Source organism: Bradyrhizobium sp. 22, from assembly GCF_000482425.1.
Taxonomy (GTDB): domain Bacteria; phylum Pseudomonadota; class Alphaproteobacteria; order Rhizobiales; family Xanthobacteraceae; genus Bradyrhizobium; species Bradyrhizobium japonicum_B.
On record NZ_KI519399.1, the window covers coordinates 653,346 to 668,343 of the forward strand.

Consider the following 14,998-nt stretch of genomic DNA (forward strand, 5'->3'; position numbering starts at 1 on the left):
GACTAAAGCCCCGGTCGCTCGGGTGTCAGGCCCGGTACAGGGTTTGCAAGCCCGTGCCGGGCCTGTCTATTCGGCCCCACCATTTGTCTTGCTCGGCAGAGGCTCGACTTGGCGAACGACGGTCATGCAATTGGGACACTCGTAGGAGCTGAGCATGTATGAGGGCGTGAATTCGATCGGTTCGATCAGGATCAGTCTACGGCTCACGTCGCACTGAACGCATCGAGGCGGGGTGCCCATGCAGTCTCCTCGATTGGAGCCTATCAGAATAACTACGTCGACCACGAAAGCCGGGCCGCCAGCACGACTCAAAAAGCGCCGGCGGGCGCCGACCGGTCACTCCCAAATGCCCTGCCAACGCAGTAGGCGTGATCGGCATTGGCAGGAGCATATCGAAGCGCCGCGAACCACTGCAACTCAGGGTTATTACGAATGAAAAATATCACGTGAGGGAACAAAGGCTCGATGCGCGCATTGCCCCGACATGAAGGATGATCAGCAGTCAGCACTCGGGTCCCCGTCCCCTATTATCGGTCGTACGTTTCTTGCGACGACGGCTGTCAGCATGGCTGCGATGGTGATGCTGCTCACACTCCTGATCCAATAGCCCCGCGCACCGAAGGCTGGATGTCGTAAGATCGATGGGCCGCCCCCCCGGCGCCCATTGCGGCATAATTGATGGTGGCGGGTTTCATGGTGGCTGTCGTCGGAGCTGGACTTGCGGCTGGGGCCGTTCGCAGCCATGGCGACCTCCGGAGCAGGTCTCCTTCCCGCTTGGCCTCGAGCTCGGCATCCGGGCCTGCAGGAACCTTGGCCCAAAGCCGTAAAGCATGCCTTCTCGGCACTTCTGTGCAGCTTCCAACCTGTCGCCGGGCTCTTCTAGAGCCCGACTGGTGCGCCGCGAAAATCCTGCCCGTTCGGCGCAGGTATATTGACCTCGACCGCCGCGTTGTAATCAACTGCCACCACTTCTTGTTGTGGGGCTGGTAGTGTAATGGAGGATAAGTTTTACCGCGGGCTGGCGCAGCGCGTGCGCGACATCGCCGAGCGCGTCGACCCATTCACCAAGCGGCGTTTGTTAGAGATCGCGGAGCGATACGCACTCAAAGGCATCCGGCCGGAGCCTGCCCCGAGAACCGAGAGACCGTTGCCGATCCCCAACCCTCATCTTCACGTGGTGCGGGGTCCCGAAGAGGGGTGATGTTGGCGACCGACCGCTCGTCCGCGCCTAGATAAGGCAGGTCGATTTGATGTGACAGGTCTCCGGTAAGGCCAGCCGCCGATGCCGTCACGCATCTGGAGGTCGTGTCGTTTCGAGATCGCCTCAAACGATCTTGCACGCGCCATCAGCTTGGCTGTCAATTCTTGCGTATGGGCGTTCCCATTGGTCGAGCCAGCGCAAGAGCCAGCTCAGGAAGCTTTTGCCCGCGCTCTTTCGCGAGCGGCCTGCCGACGCTGACGACGATTGCCTTTACCCAGGCGTGCCATAACCGTAAGCGGCGGCGGGGATGTTGCGGGATGGGACGCATCGACTTGCGCTGTCGCGATTGCCGTCTCTGGAGCCGGATGACGGGCTTCCATGACGTCCAGCACCGCGCGCCCCTTGTCGGTGATCCGCCACCCACCGTTCATTCGCTCGATCAATCCTTGCGAAAAGATGTCCAGATCCGGAACGCGAGCAGCCAGGCGTTTGGTGCGCTCGGCCCAATCGGGGCCGCTGGTTGCCAGAATCGCCATGTCACGCTTGAGGTCGGCCATCCCAGCGAAGCCGCCGGGATAGCTGACCAGAATCTTCAGGACTGTGACCTGGAAATTCACCGCCGCCTCTTGCGATTATCGCCACATGGTCGGTACGCCCGAGAGAGCCTCGCGGCCTACCTCTTTGAGCCGGTCCGGCGTGGTGTCTCCATTGGTGGCGGCTTCCAGAATCTTCGAGGCGACATGCGTACGGGCGCCCGTCTCGTAGCGGGAAACGTCCTCACAGACCTCGTCGAGGACCGCCCGCAAAACCGCGGTGGTAGCGGCATCCAACATGACAGATCCCCAGCGGAAAATCTTGCCTTAGGAAATCGCCCTCGACGTTGCGTTCAAGAGGCGCTAAACGGCCGTTAAAATCCTGGAAAGTCTAGTACCTCCGGCTGCAGCTTGCAACGACCCCTGAGCTTGGACTTCGCGTCGCTTCGACCAAGGACAAGCGGAGAGAAGCTCAGAAAATCGCCGAGACTTGGCCAGCGAAGGAGCGCATCCAACCTGAGGCGCGGTAGACTGTACCAGTGGAGCACGTCGGCCGCAGCGCCTCGGAGGCGGAAAGCTGCACGCGGCTGCGCATCAGCCGGTGCATCGGTCCTCACGCTACAGCAGAATGGCCGCAGACCACCGGCCTGCGGCCGACCGGCGAGAAATATAAATCACGATGAAATACGCCCGCCCCGGTGCTGAGGGACTATTAAGCACGTTTTCGTGCATTTTGGATTCCGTGACTCTACGGGAATTCCACCAGAGCGGGTGTGGCCGCGTTGCAGGATCTTGCGATCATCGAAGCCAGTTCAACCGCTTCTTAAGCAAACAAGCAATTTGCCTAAAGTCGGCGCGTCTCGTTTAGCGAAATCGAAGCCGGAAGCGACCATCGTCGAGCACTGATTTCAGTTCTTCGATTTGGCGACCATCGCCGCAAGAAACTTTGTCGACAGGAAGCCCGAGAGCACGCTGATGCAGTCGGATTCGAGAATCTACAGCCTCCCGCGCTGGCGCGTGACGCGATGGCTCGCCGACTGCGGCGCGGACGTGCCCGAGGACATTCGGGTCGCGCTGATTGGCAATCTGTACGGCACGCTGCCGGTCTTCATCGGTGGCTTCCTGAATACCCTTCTGGTTGCTGCAGCTATTGCGGCGCGCTCGCCGACGCCGTTGTTCATCGCATGGCTCGCGATCGAGATTGCGATCTGCCTGACGCGGCTCACTGTGTTGGTCGTCGCGCGCCACCGCGCGCTGAGGCATCTCGCTACGCCAACCGACGTCAACCTGCTCCTGTCGATTGCCTGGAGCGGCAGCGTCGGGTACGGGGCGCTGATCAGCTTGGCGACGGGCGACTGGGTGGCAGCGACACTGGCCTGCGTATCCGCCGGAGCGATGGTCGGCGGCATCTGCTTCCGCAACTTCAGTGCGCCGCGGCTCTGCGGAGCCATGATCGTGCTGAGCCTGGGCCCGACGATTCCGGGCGCTCTGATGGCGGGACAGCCGCTCATGCTGGTCCTCTTGTTCCAGATCCCGATGTATCTGGTGGCTATGACCATGGCCTGCTTCAAGTTGAACCGGATGCTGATCGCCACGATGCGTGCCGAACGCGAGAACGACCGGCGCGCGCGACATGATGAGCTTACCGGGCTTGCTAATCGAGCGGGGCTCGTTGGCGCCCTTGAGAAGCGACTGACAACGCGAGGCAGCCGCGGCGAGACGCTGGCGCTGCTCTATCTCGATCTCGACGACTTCAAGGTGGTCAACGACACGCACGGCCACGCCGCGGGCGACCGACTATTGCAGAGCGTGGCCGAGCGCATGCGGGGTCTTCTGCGGGAAGGCGACCTGCCGGCGCGCCTCGGCGGTGACGAATTCGTCGTGCTCGCCGCGGGCTGCACTGAGGAACAAGCAACGGCGTTTGGACGGCGCCTGGTCGAGGCGATCGGAGCTCCGTATGATCTAGACTGCGGTGCGCGGGCACGCGTCGGCGCGAGCGTCGGCATCGCGATGGCCCCCGAGCACGGGAACAGAGCGGCCGATTTGCTGCGGGCTGCCGACGCCGCGCTCTATCAGGCCAAGTTCGCCGGCGGGTCTCGTTGTGAAGTTGCATCCGAAGACGACCTAGTGCGGTTACGCCGGCTTCTCGCGCGAAGTGCTGCCGAGCCGAGTCGCCAAAGCGCCGCTGCGTGACCAGTTGTCGATCGATCTGCGCTCGTCCTCCCGTTGCAGTACGGTCTGCGAAGTTAGAAGCTCGTTAACCGCCTGGGCACATGGTGAGGTCGTGTTCGCCGACCAAAGGGTCTGTCCATGGCTGAAGCTCCCGCTTGCTACTCCTGCAGCGTCAGCAGGCTACTGCGCGATGTCTCGCCAGTGACGCCGGGTTACGAAATCCGATCATTCGAGTGCCCCAAATGCCGGACAGTCCTGCGGCTAGTCTCCAAATGTCAGTCGGGTTCGCCTGAGGCGGCGGACTGATCGGGAGCGCGTCGAGAAGAACTAAATTTCTGCTTCGAGCCGCTGGAGGACGTCTTCTGCGAAACCTCTCTCCGCCTGTGGGCATTCCTCCGCAACGTGTTGCCGAAGAATGCCAGTCATCCTAGAGCTAGACCCAGCGGCTTGAAGTAATTGGTTTCTTTCATTCCCTTCTTCTGAATTGGACAATGCTGGGAAGCGGCCTGCGGTCTCTCGCGAGTGACCCACCCGGCGGATCACAGGGAGGCGCCCGCAGATGCAGAGCCTGGACGACCTCGAACCCGATCACGCGGCCTCCGTCTCCAAACATGCGCTCCAACTCATGGCCGAGTTGGAGGTACCGGCGACACCCCCAAATTTTACCGTCTGGTTCGCTTACGTTCTGGGCCGCTCGGCGGCGCTGCGTAAGACCATCGATATCCTGCGCTCGAACGACCGCAAGTTCGATAAGGCTCTCAATCGCGAACTATACGAAACCTTCCTCAAGTCGACTGCTTTAGTCGGAGAGGTTGCTCAAACCATTTCCGGCGAGCTCGACGCAATTCTGGTCAATGTACGAAACGACGTTGCAGGCGCGATCGCAGACAGTGCAGCGCATTCCGAGGAGCTGATCGAGGTTGGGCGGACGCTTCGCACGGCCAATGACCCGCAACTTGCCCTGAAGCGGCTGACCGACGAATTGACGAGAGCGACGGAACGTGCGTCGGCGCTGGAAGCGAAGCTTGTCGAAGCGTCGGGCGAGCTTGGCGAGCTCCGGAAGTCACTCGAGCAGGCCGAGCTCAGGTCGCGGACCGACGCTCTGACCGGGCTTGCAAATCGCGGGGCAATGGAGAGTTTCCTTCGCACGGCCCAAATCAACGCCATGGAGAGTGGCGAGTCCTTGAGCGTGTTCCTGATCGACGTCGATCATTTCAAGAAGTTCAATGACACCTACGGACATCAATTAGGCGACCAGGTCTTACGGCTGGTCGCAAAGTGCCTTCAAGAAGGCATCAGGGACGGCGACCTCGCAGCGCGTTACGGTGGAGAAGAACTCATCGGTATTCTGCCGGGAGCCTCGCTCACAATCACGCAGGAGATCGCCGAACGAGTGCGCACCAGAATTGCCAACGCTAACGTCAAGAAGCGGGCAACGGGCGAGTTGATCGGGCAAGTGACGATTTCGGCGGGCGTTGCCCAATTCAAACCCGGCGAGAGCTTCGAGGCCCTCATTGAGCGATGTGACCAGGCGCTCTATCGGGCGAAGCAATCGGGTCGGAACTGCACGATCGCTTCCGATGACTAATCACATCGGCACCAGAACAATCGTCGAGGGGAGTTCGCCCGGATATTCCGACCGCGAAAGCCAACAATCTGTCGAACAACTATGCGGCGCTCAGCGGCAAGCGCCGTGCCGAACAGAACCGATCGCGGGGCTCTTTTCCGCATCCCGGTCGAACGCATCGCTCGCCGACGCTGGTTCGTGCAGGCGAGCGGCTCGCAACTGCGCCAACTTTTCGGCGCCAGGCGGTGGTCCTGCGCTCTGATTGCTGACTTGAAGCCGCCGGGCGCTCGTTTTCGCGATCGCCGCATCAAAGAAGCCCCGCCCGGCGACGCCGGGCGGGGCTTGACTGAGCGTCTCTCAGTCGGCGCTCTTGCGCGGCCGCGACCAGAGCAGCGTGTAACCTTCGCCGCCTTCGTCATCGAACAGGTTGGCGTAGATCGGCGAGTTGAACGAGGGGTCGTCGAGCTTGAGCGAGAGGTAATCGCGACCTTCCTCGGAGCGCTTCGACCACGCTGCCCCGATCTCAGCTCGGCGAACGTACACGCGGTGGCTCGGAGCATTGTCATTGGAGCGGTTGGGTTCGGCGACGATGCGGACGCCCTTGGCCTGCAAGCTCAGGGTGACGATCTCTCCCTGAAAATCGTCACCGACCTTCTTGAACGAACCGATGGTAGCCATATCAAGTCTCCTTGCGTTGTTTCGGACCGCGACCACCGCGGCCTCGATGGCGATGACCAGGCCGAATGACGATCGGCGACGCACCCGCTTGCGGGCCGGAGCACAGCGGAGGACGCCGGTGAAGCGACTTTCTTGTCTCGCGAGGAATGGGCTTTAGCCCAGGGGAAGAAAGTCGCATCAACGGCGTTGCGGCTCAGACGGTCGAGGCACAGCCGGTCTTCGGCCAGATCAAGCCATCAAAGAGGCGAGGTGTTCGCGTGCTGAACAACATTGAGAGGAGACGTGACTGCCGTCGGTCGTACGATACAAGAGGTCGGTTCGTTTTCAGGTGGGAGAGGAGAGAGCACATGCAGAGTGGACGAATCATTTGCCGAGCATAAGCGCACCTGCAAGAGGCTCCGATCTAGCACGTAGCGCGCCGAGGCTCCGGGCGCATGATGGTTACGAAGTGCTGCGAGGAAGGCCCGCTATCGGATCGACCGGACATCACTGCGCGTAACGATCGAAGCAACAATCGATGCGGCAGCGAAGGTTAGACCCTGCTCTGGTCGCGGGCGCGCGCGCACAATCGAAGACTCGTGCAATCCCGCTCCGGTCTCGACGAGCTCGGCCTGGGTCTCCGCCGCGGCGCCGCTGAGCCGCAGCGCCTCTTTCAGGTGGACGAACGAGCTCGGGGCGCCAGAGGACACGCCCTGGCCCAACGAGCGCGAGGAGATCGAGCGAATTTTTCGCCAAGAGCGAGACCGCACTGGGCTTGCTCGATCCCGACGATCCCGTTGCTGAAGGCGAGTAGCTCGGAGAATGCATGGAAGACCACCATCGGGCTTCTTAGAACGTAGTTAGACTCTGCCGCTTTTTCTCGGCGTATTTGGCGGCTCGGCTCTGCTCCCCTCTCGCGCCCGGCTCACGACGTCGCGAGAAGTTGAAGCTGCCACAAGGCGAACAGAACGAACCATCACTAGTGTTATGCTCATACCGAGCGGCCTCCGCGTCGTTCCGGTCGCGAGGCCCGGACTCCTCGGCACTCCGGCCTCGTCCGTTCATTTCGCTTGGTCCCGCTTGGAACAAATCCCTCCGCAGGTCGTTTGATCCCCTCATTGCGCAGCATTGGGGTGCCGCGTGCGGATGCGAACAATGATTGCCGGACTAGCGTGGGGGCTCTGCATCCAGGCTTTTCCCGTCTTTGCTCAAACACCTGGCCAGCCGCCCGACACCATGGAGGCGCGCGTCGAAGCATGCACGCCGTGCCACGGCAAGGAGGGTGAAGGCACCGCCGATGTCTACTTTCCTCGTCTTGCCGGCAAGCCCGCCGGCTATCTCTACAATCAGCTTCTCGCGTTCAAGAACGGCCGGCGCAAGTACCCGCCGATGAACTATCTGCTCGAGTATCTCGGCGACCCCTACTTGCAGGAGATGGCCGAATACTTCGCGGAGCAGCGGCCGCCGTTGCCCGCGCCCGCCGCGAGCGAGGTGAGCCAGCAGATCATGCAGCAGGGGCAGGCGCTGGTCACGCGTGGCGACCCGGCCCGGCAGATTCCGGCCTGCGGCAGTTGCCACGGGCCCGGCCTCACCGGCATGGAGCCCGGCATCCCCGGTCTCCTGGGACTGCGCCCGAACTATATCAGCGCGCAGTTGGGCGCTTGGCGCTACGGCACGCGCACGGCGAAGGCGCCGGATTGCATGCAGCAGGTCGCGGCACGTCTCACGGAGGCGGACGTCACCGCGGTGGCGGCCTACCTCGCGAGCCGGCCCGCTCCGATTACCATCGCGCCCGCGCCGAAGGGAGCCTACGTGCTGCCCTTCGCGTGCGGAAGCGAGCCGGATTGAGGAGGCGGCGATGCGTCCACGCACACGAATCCTTGCACTGCTGCTTCCGCTGATCGCGACCTCGTCCGCGAGCGCGCAACAGACGCAGCCCGCCGGTCCAAGCGACATCGTCAAGCGCGGCGAGTATCTCGCGCGCGCCGGCGACTGCATCGCGTGTCATACGGCCCCGGAGGGCCGCACCTTCGCCGGCGGCCGCGCGATGCCGACGCCGTTCGGCACGCTCTACTCCTCGAACATCACGCCCGATCGGGAGACCGGCATCGGCAAGTGGACCGCCGAGGACTTCTACAAGGCCATGCATACCGGCCGTTTTCCGGACGGCGGCCCGATGTACCCGGCGATGCCGTTCGCCTCGTACACCAAGGTGACCCAGGCCGACAGCGCCGCGATCTTCGCCTATCTGAAGTCGATTCCGCCGGTAAGCCAGAAGAACCGGGAGCACGACCTCCGCTTCCCCTACTCCAACCGGCAACTGATCCTCGGCTGGCGCAGCTCTTCTTCAGCGAGGGCGAATACAAGCCTGACCCGTCCAAATCGGCCGAGTGGAATCGCGGAGCCTATCTCGTCGAAGGACTCGGCCATTGCGGCATGTGCCACTCTCCGATCAACGCCCTCGGCGGCACGTCGCAGTCGGACGCCTTCAAGGGCGGTCTCATTCCGATGCAGAACTGGTACGCGCCGTCCCTCACCTCCAACCGCGAAGCCGGGCTCGGCGACTGGAGCCTCAAGGACATCGCCGATCTCTTGAAGACCGGGGTGTCCGCGCGTGGCGTCGTCTACGGTCCCATGGCGGAAGTCGTCCACAACAGCCTGCAATACCTGACCGACGAAGACACGAACGCGATGGCGGTGTACTTGAAGAGCATCGCCGAACCAGCGTCGCGTCCGCCGACGACGTCTGCGACCTTGCCGACCACCGAGAGCAGCCTTCTGGTCAGCCTCGGCAAGACCGTCTACGACGCACGTTGCGCGAGCTGTCACGGCGCCCAGGGCGAGGGCAAGCCGCCGCACTGGCCCCCGCTCGCCAACAACCAATCGATCGAGATGGAGTCCGCCGTCAACGCGATCCGGATGGTGCTGAACGGCGGCTACCCGCCGGGCACGGAAGGAAATCCTCGTCCCTACGGCATGCCGCCGTTCGCAGGCCTTCTCTCCGACAACGAGGTCGCCGCCGTCGTCTCCTACATCCGCACCGCATGGGGCAATCGCGGCGCGCCGGTCAGCGCCCGCGAGGCCAACGAACTGCGCTCCGCCCCCCTGAACTGAGGCCCAGATGATCAACACGGATCTCCCCGAGCAGACCGAGTCTACCGCGGATGACCGCGTCGATCGCATCGTGGCCGCCGGACCGGGCGGGGCACTGACGGTGGCAGGGATAGCTACGGCGCTGGTGGTGGGGATGTGGTTCGCGTTCTATCTCTTCGTCTTCCTCCCTCGCGGAGCCCTGCAATGACCGTCCATGACGGCAACCACGGCGCCGAGGTCGCGGTGCGCACGGAGCGCCGCTGGGCGACCATCTCGGTGATCATCATCGTGGTGCTGGCCGTCATGGCCGCGTTCGCCGGCATCCACCAGGTCACCATGCCGCAGGCGCGCGTCGAGACCATCGACCCGACCCGGCTGCACCTCTCCGGAGAATTCGTCGAATCCAATCTCGGCAGCGTGCTGGAGCCGAACGGCGCCGTGACGGTCCGTGCCATCGGCCAGCAGTATTCCTTCACGCCTACCTGCATCCTGGTGCCGGCCCAGACGCCGATCACGCTGCGCGCCACCAGCGCCGACGTGGTCCACGGGATTCTCGTCCAGGGGACCAACGTCAACACCATGCTGGTGCCAGGCTACGTCTCCGAGCAGCTCATGCGCTTCGAGAAGCCCGGCGACCACCTGATGCCCTGCCAGGAATTCTGCAGCTTCGGCCACGAAGGCATGTGGGGCAAGGTCAAGGTGATCGACAAAGAGGAGTTCGTCGCCAAGTCGAAGAGCGGCGGGAGGCTGAGCTGTGTTGGTGAATAGGAAGCTCGTCCTGGCGCATTTCTGGCTGGCGTTCGCGGTGTTTGGGCTCGCGCTCTTCCTCGGCGCCTGGCAGATGTTCGTCCGGAGCCCACTCTACACCTGGATCAGCAATCCGGAATGGTACTATCGATCGCTGACGGCCCATGGGACCGTCATGGGCTACGTCTTTCCGACGCTGGTAGCGATGGGTTTCGGCTACGCGATCTCGGAGTCGGCACTGAAGCAGCCTCTCGTCGGCGTGCGCTGGGCCTGGGCGGGTTTCTGGCTGATCGTTTTCGGAGCGGTCATGGCGATGGTGCCGGTCGCGCTAGGACGCGCCTCGGTGCTCTACACCTTCTACCCGCCGCTGATCGGCAGCGCGTTCTATTACATCGGCGTCGTGCTGGTCGTGGTCGGCTCCTGGATCTGGGTCGCGCTAATGTCCATCAACCTGCGGGTATGGCGGCGCGAACACCCTGGAGAGCCCGTTCCGCTCGCGATGTTCGCCAACGTCGCCGGCTCCTACCTCTGGGCCTGGACCGCCGTCGGAGCCGCGCTCGAGCTCCTGCTGCAGATCATTCCGGTCGCGCTCGGCTGGAGGACCACGATCGACGCAGGTCTCGCGCGCGTGTTCTTCTCCTGGACGCTGCATGCCATCGTCTATTTCTGGCTGATGCCGACCTACATCGCCTACTACACCATCGTGCCGCGCGCGATCGGCGGCCGGCTCTACAGCGATACGATGGGGCGGATCGCGTTCATCCTGTTCCTGGTCGTCGCGATGCCGATCGGCATCCACCACACCTTCGCCGACCCGCAGGTCGGCGCCGGCTTCAAGTTCATCCACTCCGCCTTCACCGCGCTCGTCGCGCTCCCGACCCTGCTCACCGTGTTCACGATCTGCGCGTCGGTCGAGATCGCCGCCCGCCTGCGGGGCGGCCGAGGCCCGTTCGGCTGGATCGGGGCGCTGCCGTGGGACAATCCCATCATGCTGGCGGTCGCGTTTTCGTTCGTCCTGCTCGGCTTCGGCGGCGCCGGCGGGCTCATCAACATGAGCTATCAGCTCGACACGACGATCCACAACACGCAGTGGATCACCGGCCACTTCCACCTGATCTTCGGCGGCGCGATCGTGATCATGTACTTCGCCATCGCCTACGATCTCTGGCCGCATCTCACGGGCCGCGCCCTGCCCGATCTGAAGCTTGTCCGGGCGCAGCTCTGGCTGTGGTTCGTCGGTATGATCGCGACGACGTTCCCGTGGCACTGGGTCGGGATTCTCGGTATGCCGCGCCGGATGGCCTACTACGACTATTCCGACCCGGCGATCGCGCCGCAGGCGCTTTCCGTGACGCTGTCGGCGGTCGGGGCCTTGATCCTGCTGATCTCCGGATTGCTGTTCCTGTACATCCTGGCGACCGCGCATCGCCAAGCACCCGCCGATGCCGGAGCCTACCGCTTCAGCGTCGCTGTCCATCCGCCGAAGACGGTGCCGATCGCACTCAACACGTTCGCGCTCTGGGTCGCGCTCATGATCGGGCTCACGATCACCAACTACGGCTATCCGATCGCGGCGCTGGCTTTCCGCTCCGATACTTCGGTGCCGGCCGTCTACGTGGGAGCGCAATGATGAGCGCCCGCGAAATCTTCTCCTCGCGCAATCCCTACTTCGCAGTCAGCGTCGGCGTCGTGGCCGGCATCTTCGTCCTGACGGCCCTGGGCGGCTTGATCGTGCTGCCCTACGCCCAGAAGGAATTGCAGTTCGCCAGCCTATGGGACGCGATCTGCAGCGCGGCAGGCCTGCCCCAGCGCTCTGCCTCCGTCCCGACCGCCAAGGTGGGGCCCCGGCTGTCCGAGGCGGTCCTGACCCCGACCACGCTTGCCAGGCCGAGCCAGGAGTCCATCGGCCGCGGCGCCACGCTGGCGCAGCGCTGCGCCATCTGTCATGGCCCCACCGGCATCAGCCGCGCCGACTCGCCGAACCTTGCCGGTCAGTACGCGAGCGTGATCTACAAGGAGCTGCTCGACTTCCGCTCGGGCGCCCGCACCAACGCAGTCATGTCGCCGTTCGCCGTCAACCTGACCGACCAAGAGATCGCCGATCTCGCGGCCTACTACGCCTATCTGCCGCGGCTGCCGGCCTATCATCCGACGCCGCAGCTTCCGAGACCCCGCATCGTGATCTACGGCGCGCCGCTGCGGGGCATCGCGCCCTGCGGCTCCTGCCACGGCAGCCTCGACAACAAGGCCGGCAGCCCATGGCTGGAGGGACAATCCGAGGCTTACATGAAGGCGCAACTGCAGGCCTTCGCCGCGAGCGAGCGGCGCAATGACATCAGCCAGCAGATGCGGAACATCGCGCGCGCGATGGCGCCGGAGGAAATCGACCAGGCCGCGGCCTACTACGCCTCCCAGCCGCCTGAGATTGTGAAGGCGACGGATTGACGGGCGGCGGCACTTACAACGATTCCAAAGGACAACAGCGCTCAGGTCGAGTAAACTTCTCGAGTGAGGACAGCCTTGAACGAACCGCTCAAAATTCTGATCGCGGAGGACGACTTCCAGGTGCAGGAGATGCTGGAGGACGCACTGAGCGAAGGCGGCTTCCTGGCGGAAATCCTTTCGTCGGCGGAGGACGCAGTCGCTCTTTTCAACAGCGAGATCGCCAGTTTCCGCGCGCTGGTGACCGATGTGAACCTCGGTGGCAGGATGAGCGGGTGGGACCTCGCTCGCATCGCCAGAGAGCGCGACCCGACTTTCCCGGTCGTCTATGACCGGGACGGCCGCAGAGGACTGGGCCAGGTTTGGCGTGCCCAACAGCATCCTTCTCACGAAGCCGTTCGCACCGGCTCAGCTGGTGACCGCGGTATCCCAGCTTCTGAACGCCAGCGGACCCCCGGCCTAGCGGGATCGGACGAGCTGGAACGTTCCAGACCGCACGCGATACCACGATTGGCTCGCCGAAGCTGATGGGCGCGCGGGGCGCCAGAACGGCGGATACAGTTGGCCCGGCACGCAGTTAACACATCTCCGGGCCGCGGCCCGCGGGGTTGGCGCCGACGGCGATCGGGCGCATGCTATGGACAGCCCGGGGAATGGCCGCGAAATAATGCCTCCGTTCCTTCGATCGGCTTGACGTGCGGAGCACTTCGGTTCCAATCTGAGAGGACTTTGCGGCCGTCCCGCATTCCCCTTTTTGTGTGCCGCGCGTGAACCGGTTCCTGGAAAGCTTTGCGGTTCGACTGCACCCAGTGTCGCCAGAGGCATTCCTGCTTGCCGCTGTAGCCGTCACTGTCAGCAGTGCATTCATGTTCGTGTTCGTTAAGTTTCTTGGCGCGAGTGTCTATTTCGCCCCCTACATCCCCGCTGTATTGATCGTGAGCTTGTTCGCGGGTGCGTTCGCAGCAACATTCGCTGCTGTCGTGAGCGCCTTGGTTGTTTGGTGGATCTTCTTGCCGCCTCCGTCCAGCGGCGGCCCGCTCACCATCAGCAACATGAGCAATCTCGGCTTGTTTGCCCTTGGTGCCGTGCTGATGGTTTGGCTAGGGCATGTGTTTCGATCAGCACTCAGCCGGGCCATTCTGCGCGAGCACGAGAAGGAGCTACTGGTCGGCGAACTTCTACACCGGGCCGGGAACACGTTGGCAGTCGTCTCCTCGATCGTGAGAGCTACGCTGAAGAACGATCCAGAGAAGGCGGACATTATAGGCGGGCGGCTTCGGGCGATGTTGAAGGCGGACGAGCTGATCATAAGGTCGCATGAACACCCTGATCTGCGCGGCATTCTGGCGAGTGAGTTTTGCCCCTACCAGATTGAGCAGCGTGTTGAGATGCACGGACAAAGGATTGACCTGCCCGCAAAGGTAGCGCGAAATATCGCCTTGGTGTTCCATGAGCTGACCACAAATGCGGTCAAGCACGGATCGCTTTCGCATGAACGGGGCCGCCTTCGTATCGCCTGGGAGCGGAATGACGGAATGGTGACCGTGAATTGGGATGAGTTCGACGGGCCGCTGATTTCCGAGCCGACGACACTTGGACAGGGCAGCCGACTAATCCGAGCCGCCCTTGCCGAAGTCAATGGGTCCGTTGTGAAGGAGTTCCTTGCGACCGGACTCTCCTGTCAGGTTTGCTTCGAGGTGGGCCATGCCCAAGGTGCGTCTGGCAGCGCCGGCTTGGAGCTGGCGTCCAAAGATTCTGGGCGACCTGACTCAGCTCCAGCCTGAGGGATTGGCTGCCCTGCGGCTATGGCTTCCTGAAGCAGTTGTGTACAATGCTCAACGGCGCAAGACCGACCGTCAAACCTGATCATCTCTTGACGCAAATCAACGGCCGTCCCCCTTTCCGTCATAGGATTCGCAGCATGCAACGACCTCAGGCACAACCGGATCGGGGTGAAGAAGCGCAGAGGCGCGAGCAGTCGTGCTTGGAGGAGGCACGAAGGATCATCGAAGAGTACGCGGACGACCTGCGCGAAGTGATCAAGAAACTGCGCCAGCGCCTCCACTGAGTTTGCCAGCCTACCCAACATCAGATCGGCGCGCCAAGAGCTACCGATCGGGCTGCATCAATACAACTGGTGCCGCCCCGTGTGACATAGACGCGCAACCCCCGATCAGCCGGCTTGGTTTGACCACGGACAACCCCTTGAGGCTCCACAGGTCGCAATGAACATCTCCTTGGTCGGCGCCTTTTTGTACTGCTGGTTGAAGCCCACGATCCCCCTGGCGTCTTCGGAGGCACTATCCAGCGCTACTCATTCTGCGACCGGGATCGGAGCGAAGCAGTTCATGCTCAGGTTAGGAAGAAACTCACGGAGGCGGACTACAAGGCCAACGAAGTCAGCTACAAGCGGGACTACCTTCCAGGCGCAGGTGAGCACGGCACCTGGACTGGCGGCGTGGCCGCCGCCGTCATCTAAGAGGGGATGGCAACGTTATTCTCGAACGAGATCTCGGCTCAATATGGGTTGGACTTGTTCTATAGCGAGTTGCGTCGAAGCCGCCGACCTGACACGCAAGTTGATCG

General features: G+C 63.0%; 13 protein-coding genes and 2 pseudogenes. 12 read left to right on the forward strand and 3 right to left on the reverse strand.

Annotated elements, in window-relative coordinates; translation table 11 throughout:
- Positions 1-1,410 precede the first annotated feature (1,410 nt).
- Positions 1,411-1,818 carry a hypothetical protein gene (locus K410_RS0104425; RefSeq protein ID WP_028133716.1) on the reverse strand — a complete coding sequence of 136 codons (408 nt, stop codon included), beginning with the start codon at positions 1,816-1,818 and terminating at the stop codon, positions 1,411-1,413.
- Positions 1,819-1,833: 15 nt separating this feature from the next.
- Positions 1,834-2,034, reverse strand: a complete 201-nt coding sequence (locus K410_RS0104430) for a hypothetical protein (RefSeq protein ID WP_028133717.1) — start codon at positions 2,032-2,034, stop codon at positions 1,834-1,836.
- Positions 2,035-2,655: 621 nt separating this feature from the next.
- On the opposite strand from K410_RS0104430, the gene K410_RS36495 reads away from it, so the two are divergent.
- Both K410_RS36495 and K410_RS0104440 read left to right on the forward strand, forming a co-directional pair.
- Complete coding sequence (locus K410_RS36495) at positions 2,656-3,927, forward strand: diguanylate cyclase domain-containing protein (protein ID WP_349509790.1); 1,272 nt, start codon at positions 2,656-2,658, stop codon at positions 3,925-3,927.
- A gap of 538 nt (positions 3,928-4,465) precedes the next feature.
- Positions 4,466-5,494 carry a diguanylate cyclase gene (locus K410_RS0104440; RefSeq protein ID WP_049819930.1) on the forward strand — a complete coding sequence of 343 codons (1,029 nt, stop codon included), beginning with the start codon at positions 4,466-4,468 and terminating at the stop codon, positions 5,492-5,494.
- Between the two features lie 336 nt (positions 5,495-5,830).
- Here K410_RS0104440 and K410_RS0104445 read toward each other — a convergent pair whose 3' ends face one another.
- Positions 5,831-6,151 (reverse strand): DUF736 domain-containing protein, encoded by a 321-nt coding sequence (locus K410_RS0104445; protein ID WP_028133719.1) that lies wholly within the window; start codon positions 6,149-6,151, stop codon positions 5,831-5,833.
- Between the two features lie 1,134 nt (positions 6,152-7,285).
- Here K410_RS0104445 and K410_RS0104455 point away from each other — a divergent pair.
- The 10 genes and pseudogenes from K410_RS0104455 to K410_RS41515 form a co-directional block, all read left to right on the forward strand.
- Positions 7,286-7,978, forward strand: coding sequence for a c-type cytochrome (locus K410_RS0104455; RefSeq protein WP_028133721.1), 693 nt, complete (start codon positions 7,286-7,288; stop codon positions 7,976-7,978).
- Between the two features lie 10 nt (positions 7,979-7,988).
- Positions 7,989-9,244: pseudogene (locus K410_RS0104460) on the forward strand (cytochrome c).
- A 7-nt stretch (positions 9,245-9,251) separates the two neighbouring features.
- On the forward strand, positions 9,252-9,431 hold the full coding sequence (locus K410_RS0104465) for a hypothetical protein (RefSeq protein ID WP_028133722.1): 180 nt from the start codon (positions 9,252-9,254) through the stop codon (positions 9,429-9,431).
- Positions 9,428-9,991: a cupredoxin domain-containing protein gene (locus tag K410_RS0104470; RefSeq protein WP_028137481.1), complete on the forward strand. Its 564-nt coding sequence runs from the start codon at positions 9,428-9,430 to the stop codon at positions 9,989-9,991. Before K410_RS0104465 ends, K410_RS0104470 begins: the two co-directional genes overlap by 4 nt.
- On the forward strand, positions 9,978-11,600 hold the full coding sequence (locus tag K410_RS0104475; RefSeq protein ID WP_028133723.1) for a b(o/a)3-type cytochrome-c oxidase subunit 1: 1,623 nt from the start codon (positions 9,978-9,980) through the stop codon (positions 11,598-11,600). The genes K410_RS0104470 and K410_RS0104475 overlap by 14 nt, the downstream gene beginning before the upstream one ends.
- Complete coding sequence (locus tag K410_RS0104480) at positions 11,600-12,415, forward strand: c-type cytochrome (protein ID WP_028133724.1); 816 nt, start codon at positions 11,600-11,602, stop codon at positions 12,413-12,415. The genes K410_RS0104475 and K410_RS0104480 overlap by 1 nt, the downstream gene beginning before the upstream one ends.
- A gap of 75 nt (positions 12,416-12,490) precedes the next feature.
- Positions 12,491-12,940 carry a response regulator gene (locus K410_RS0104485; protein ID WP_349509791.1) on the forward strand — a complete coding sequence of 150 codons (450 nt, stop codon included), beginning with the start codon at positions 12,491-12,493 and terminating at the stop codon, positions 12,938-12,940.
- Between the two features lie 338 nt (positions 12,941-13,278).
- On the forward strand, positions 13,279-14,196 hold the full coding sequence (locus tag K410_RS0104490) for a sensor histidine kinase (RefSeq protein ID WP_155253226.1): 918 nt from the start codon (positions 13,279-13,281) through the stop codon (positions 14,194-14,196).
- Between the two features lie 137 nt (positions 14,197-14,333).
- Complete coding sequence (locus K410_RS39245) at positions 14,334-14,480, forward strand: hypothetical protein (RefSeq protein WP_155253227.1); 147 nt, start codon at positions 14,334-14,336, stop codon at positions 14,478-14,480.
- Positions 14,481-14,488: 8 nt separating this feature from the next.
- A pseudogene (locus K410_RS41515) lies at positions 14,489-14,641 on the forward strand (IS481 family transposase); the annotation flags it as partial.
- Between the last annotated feature and the right edge of the window lie 357 nt (positions 14,642-14,998).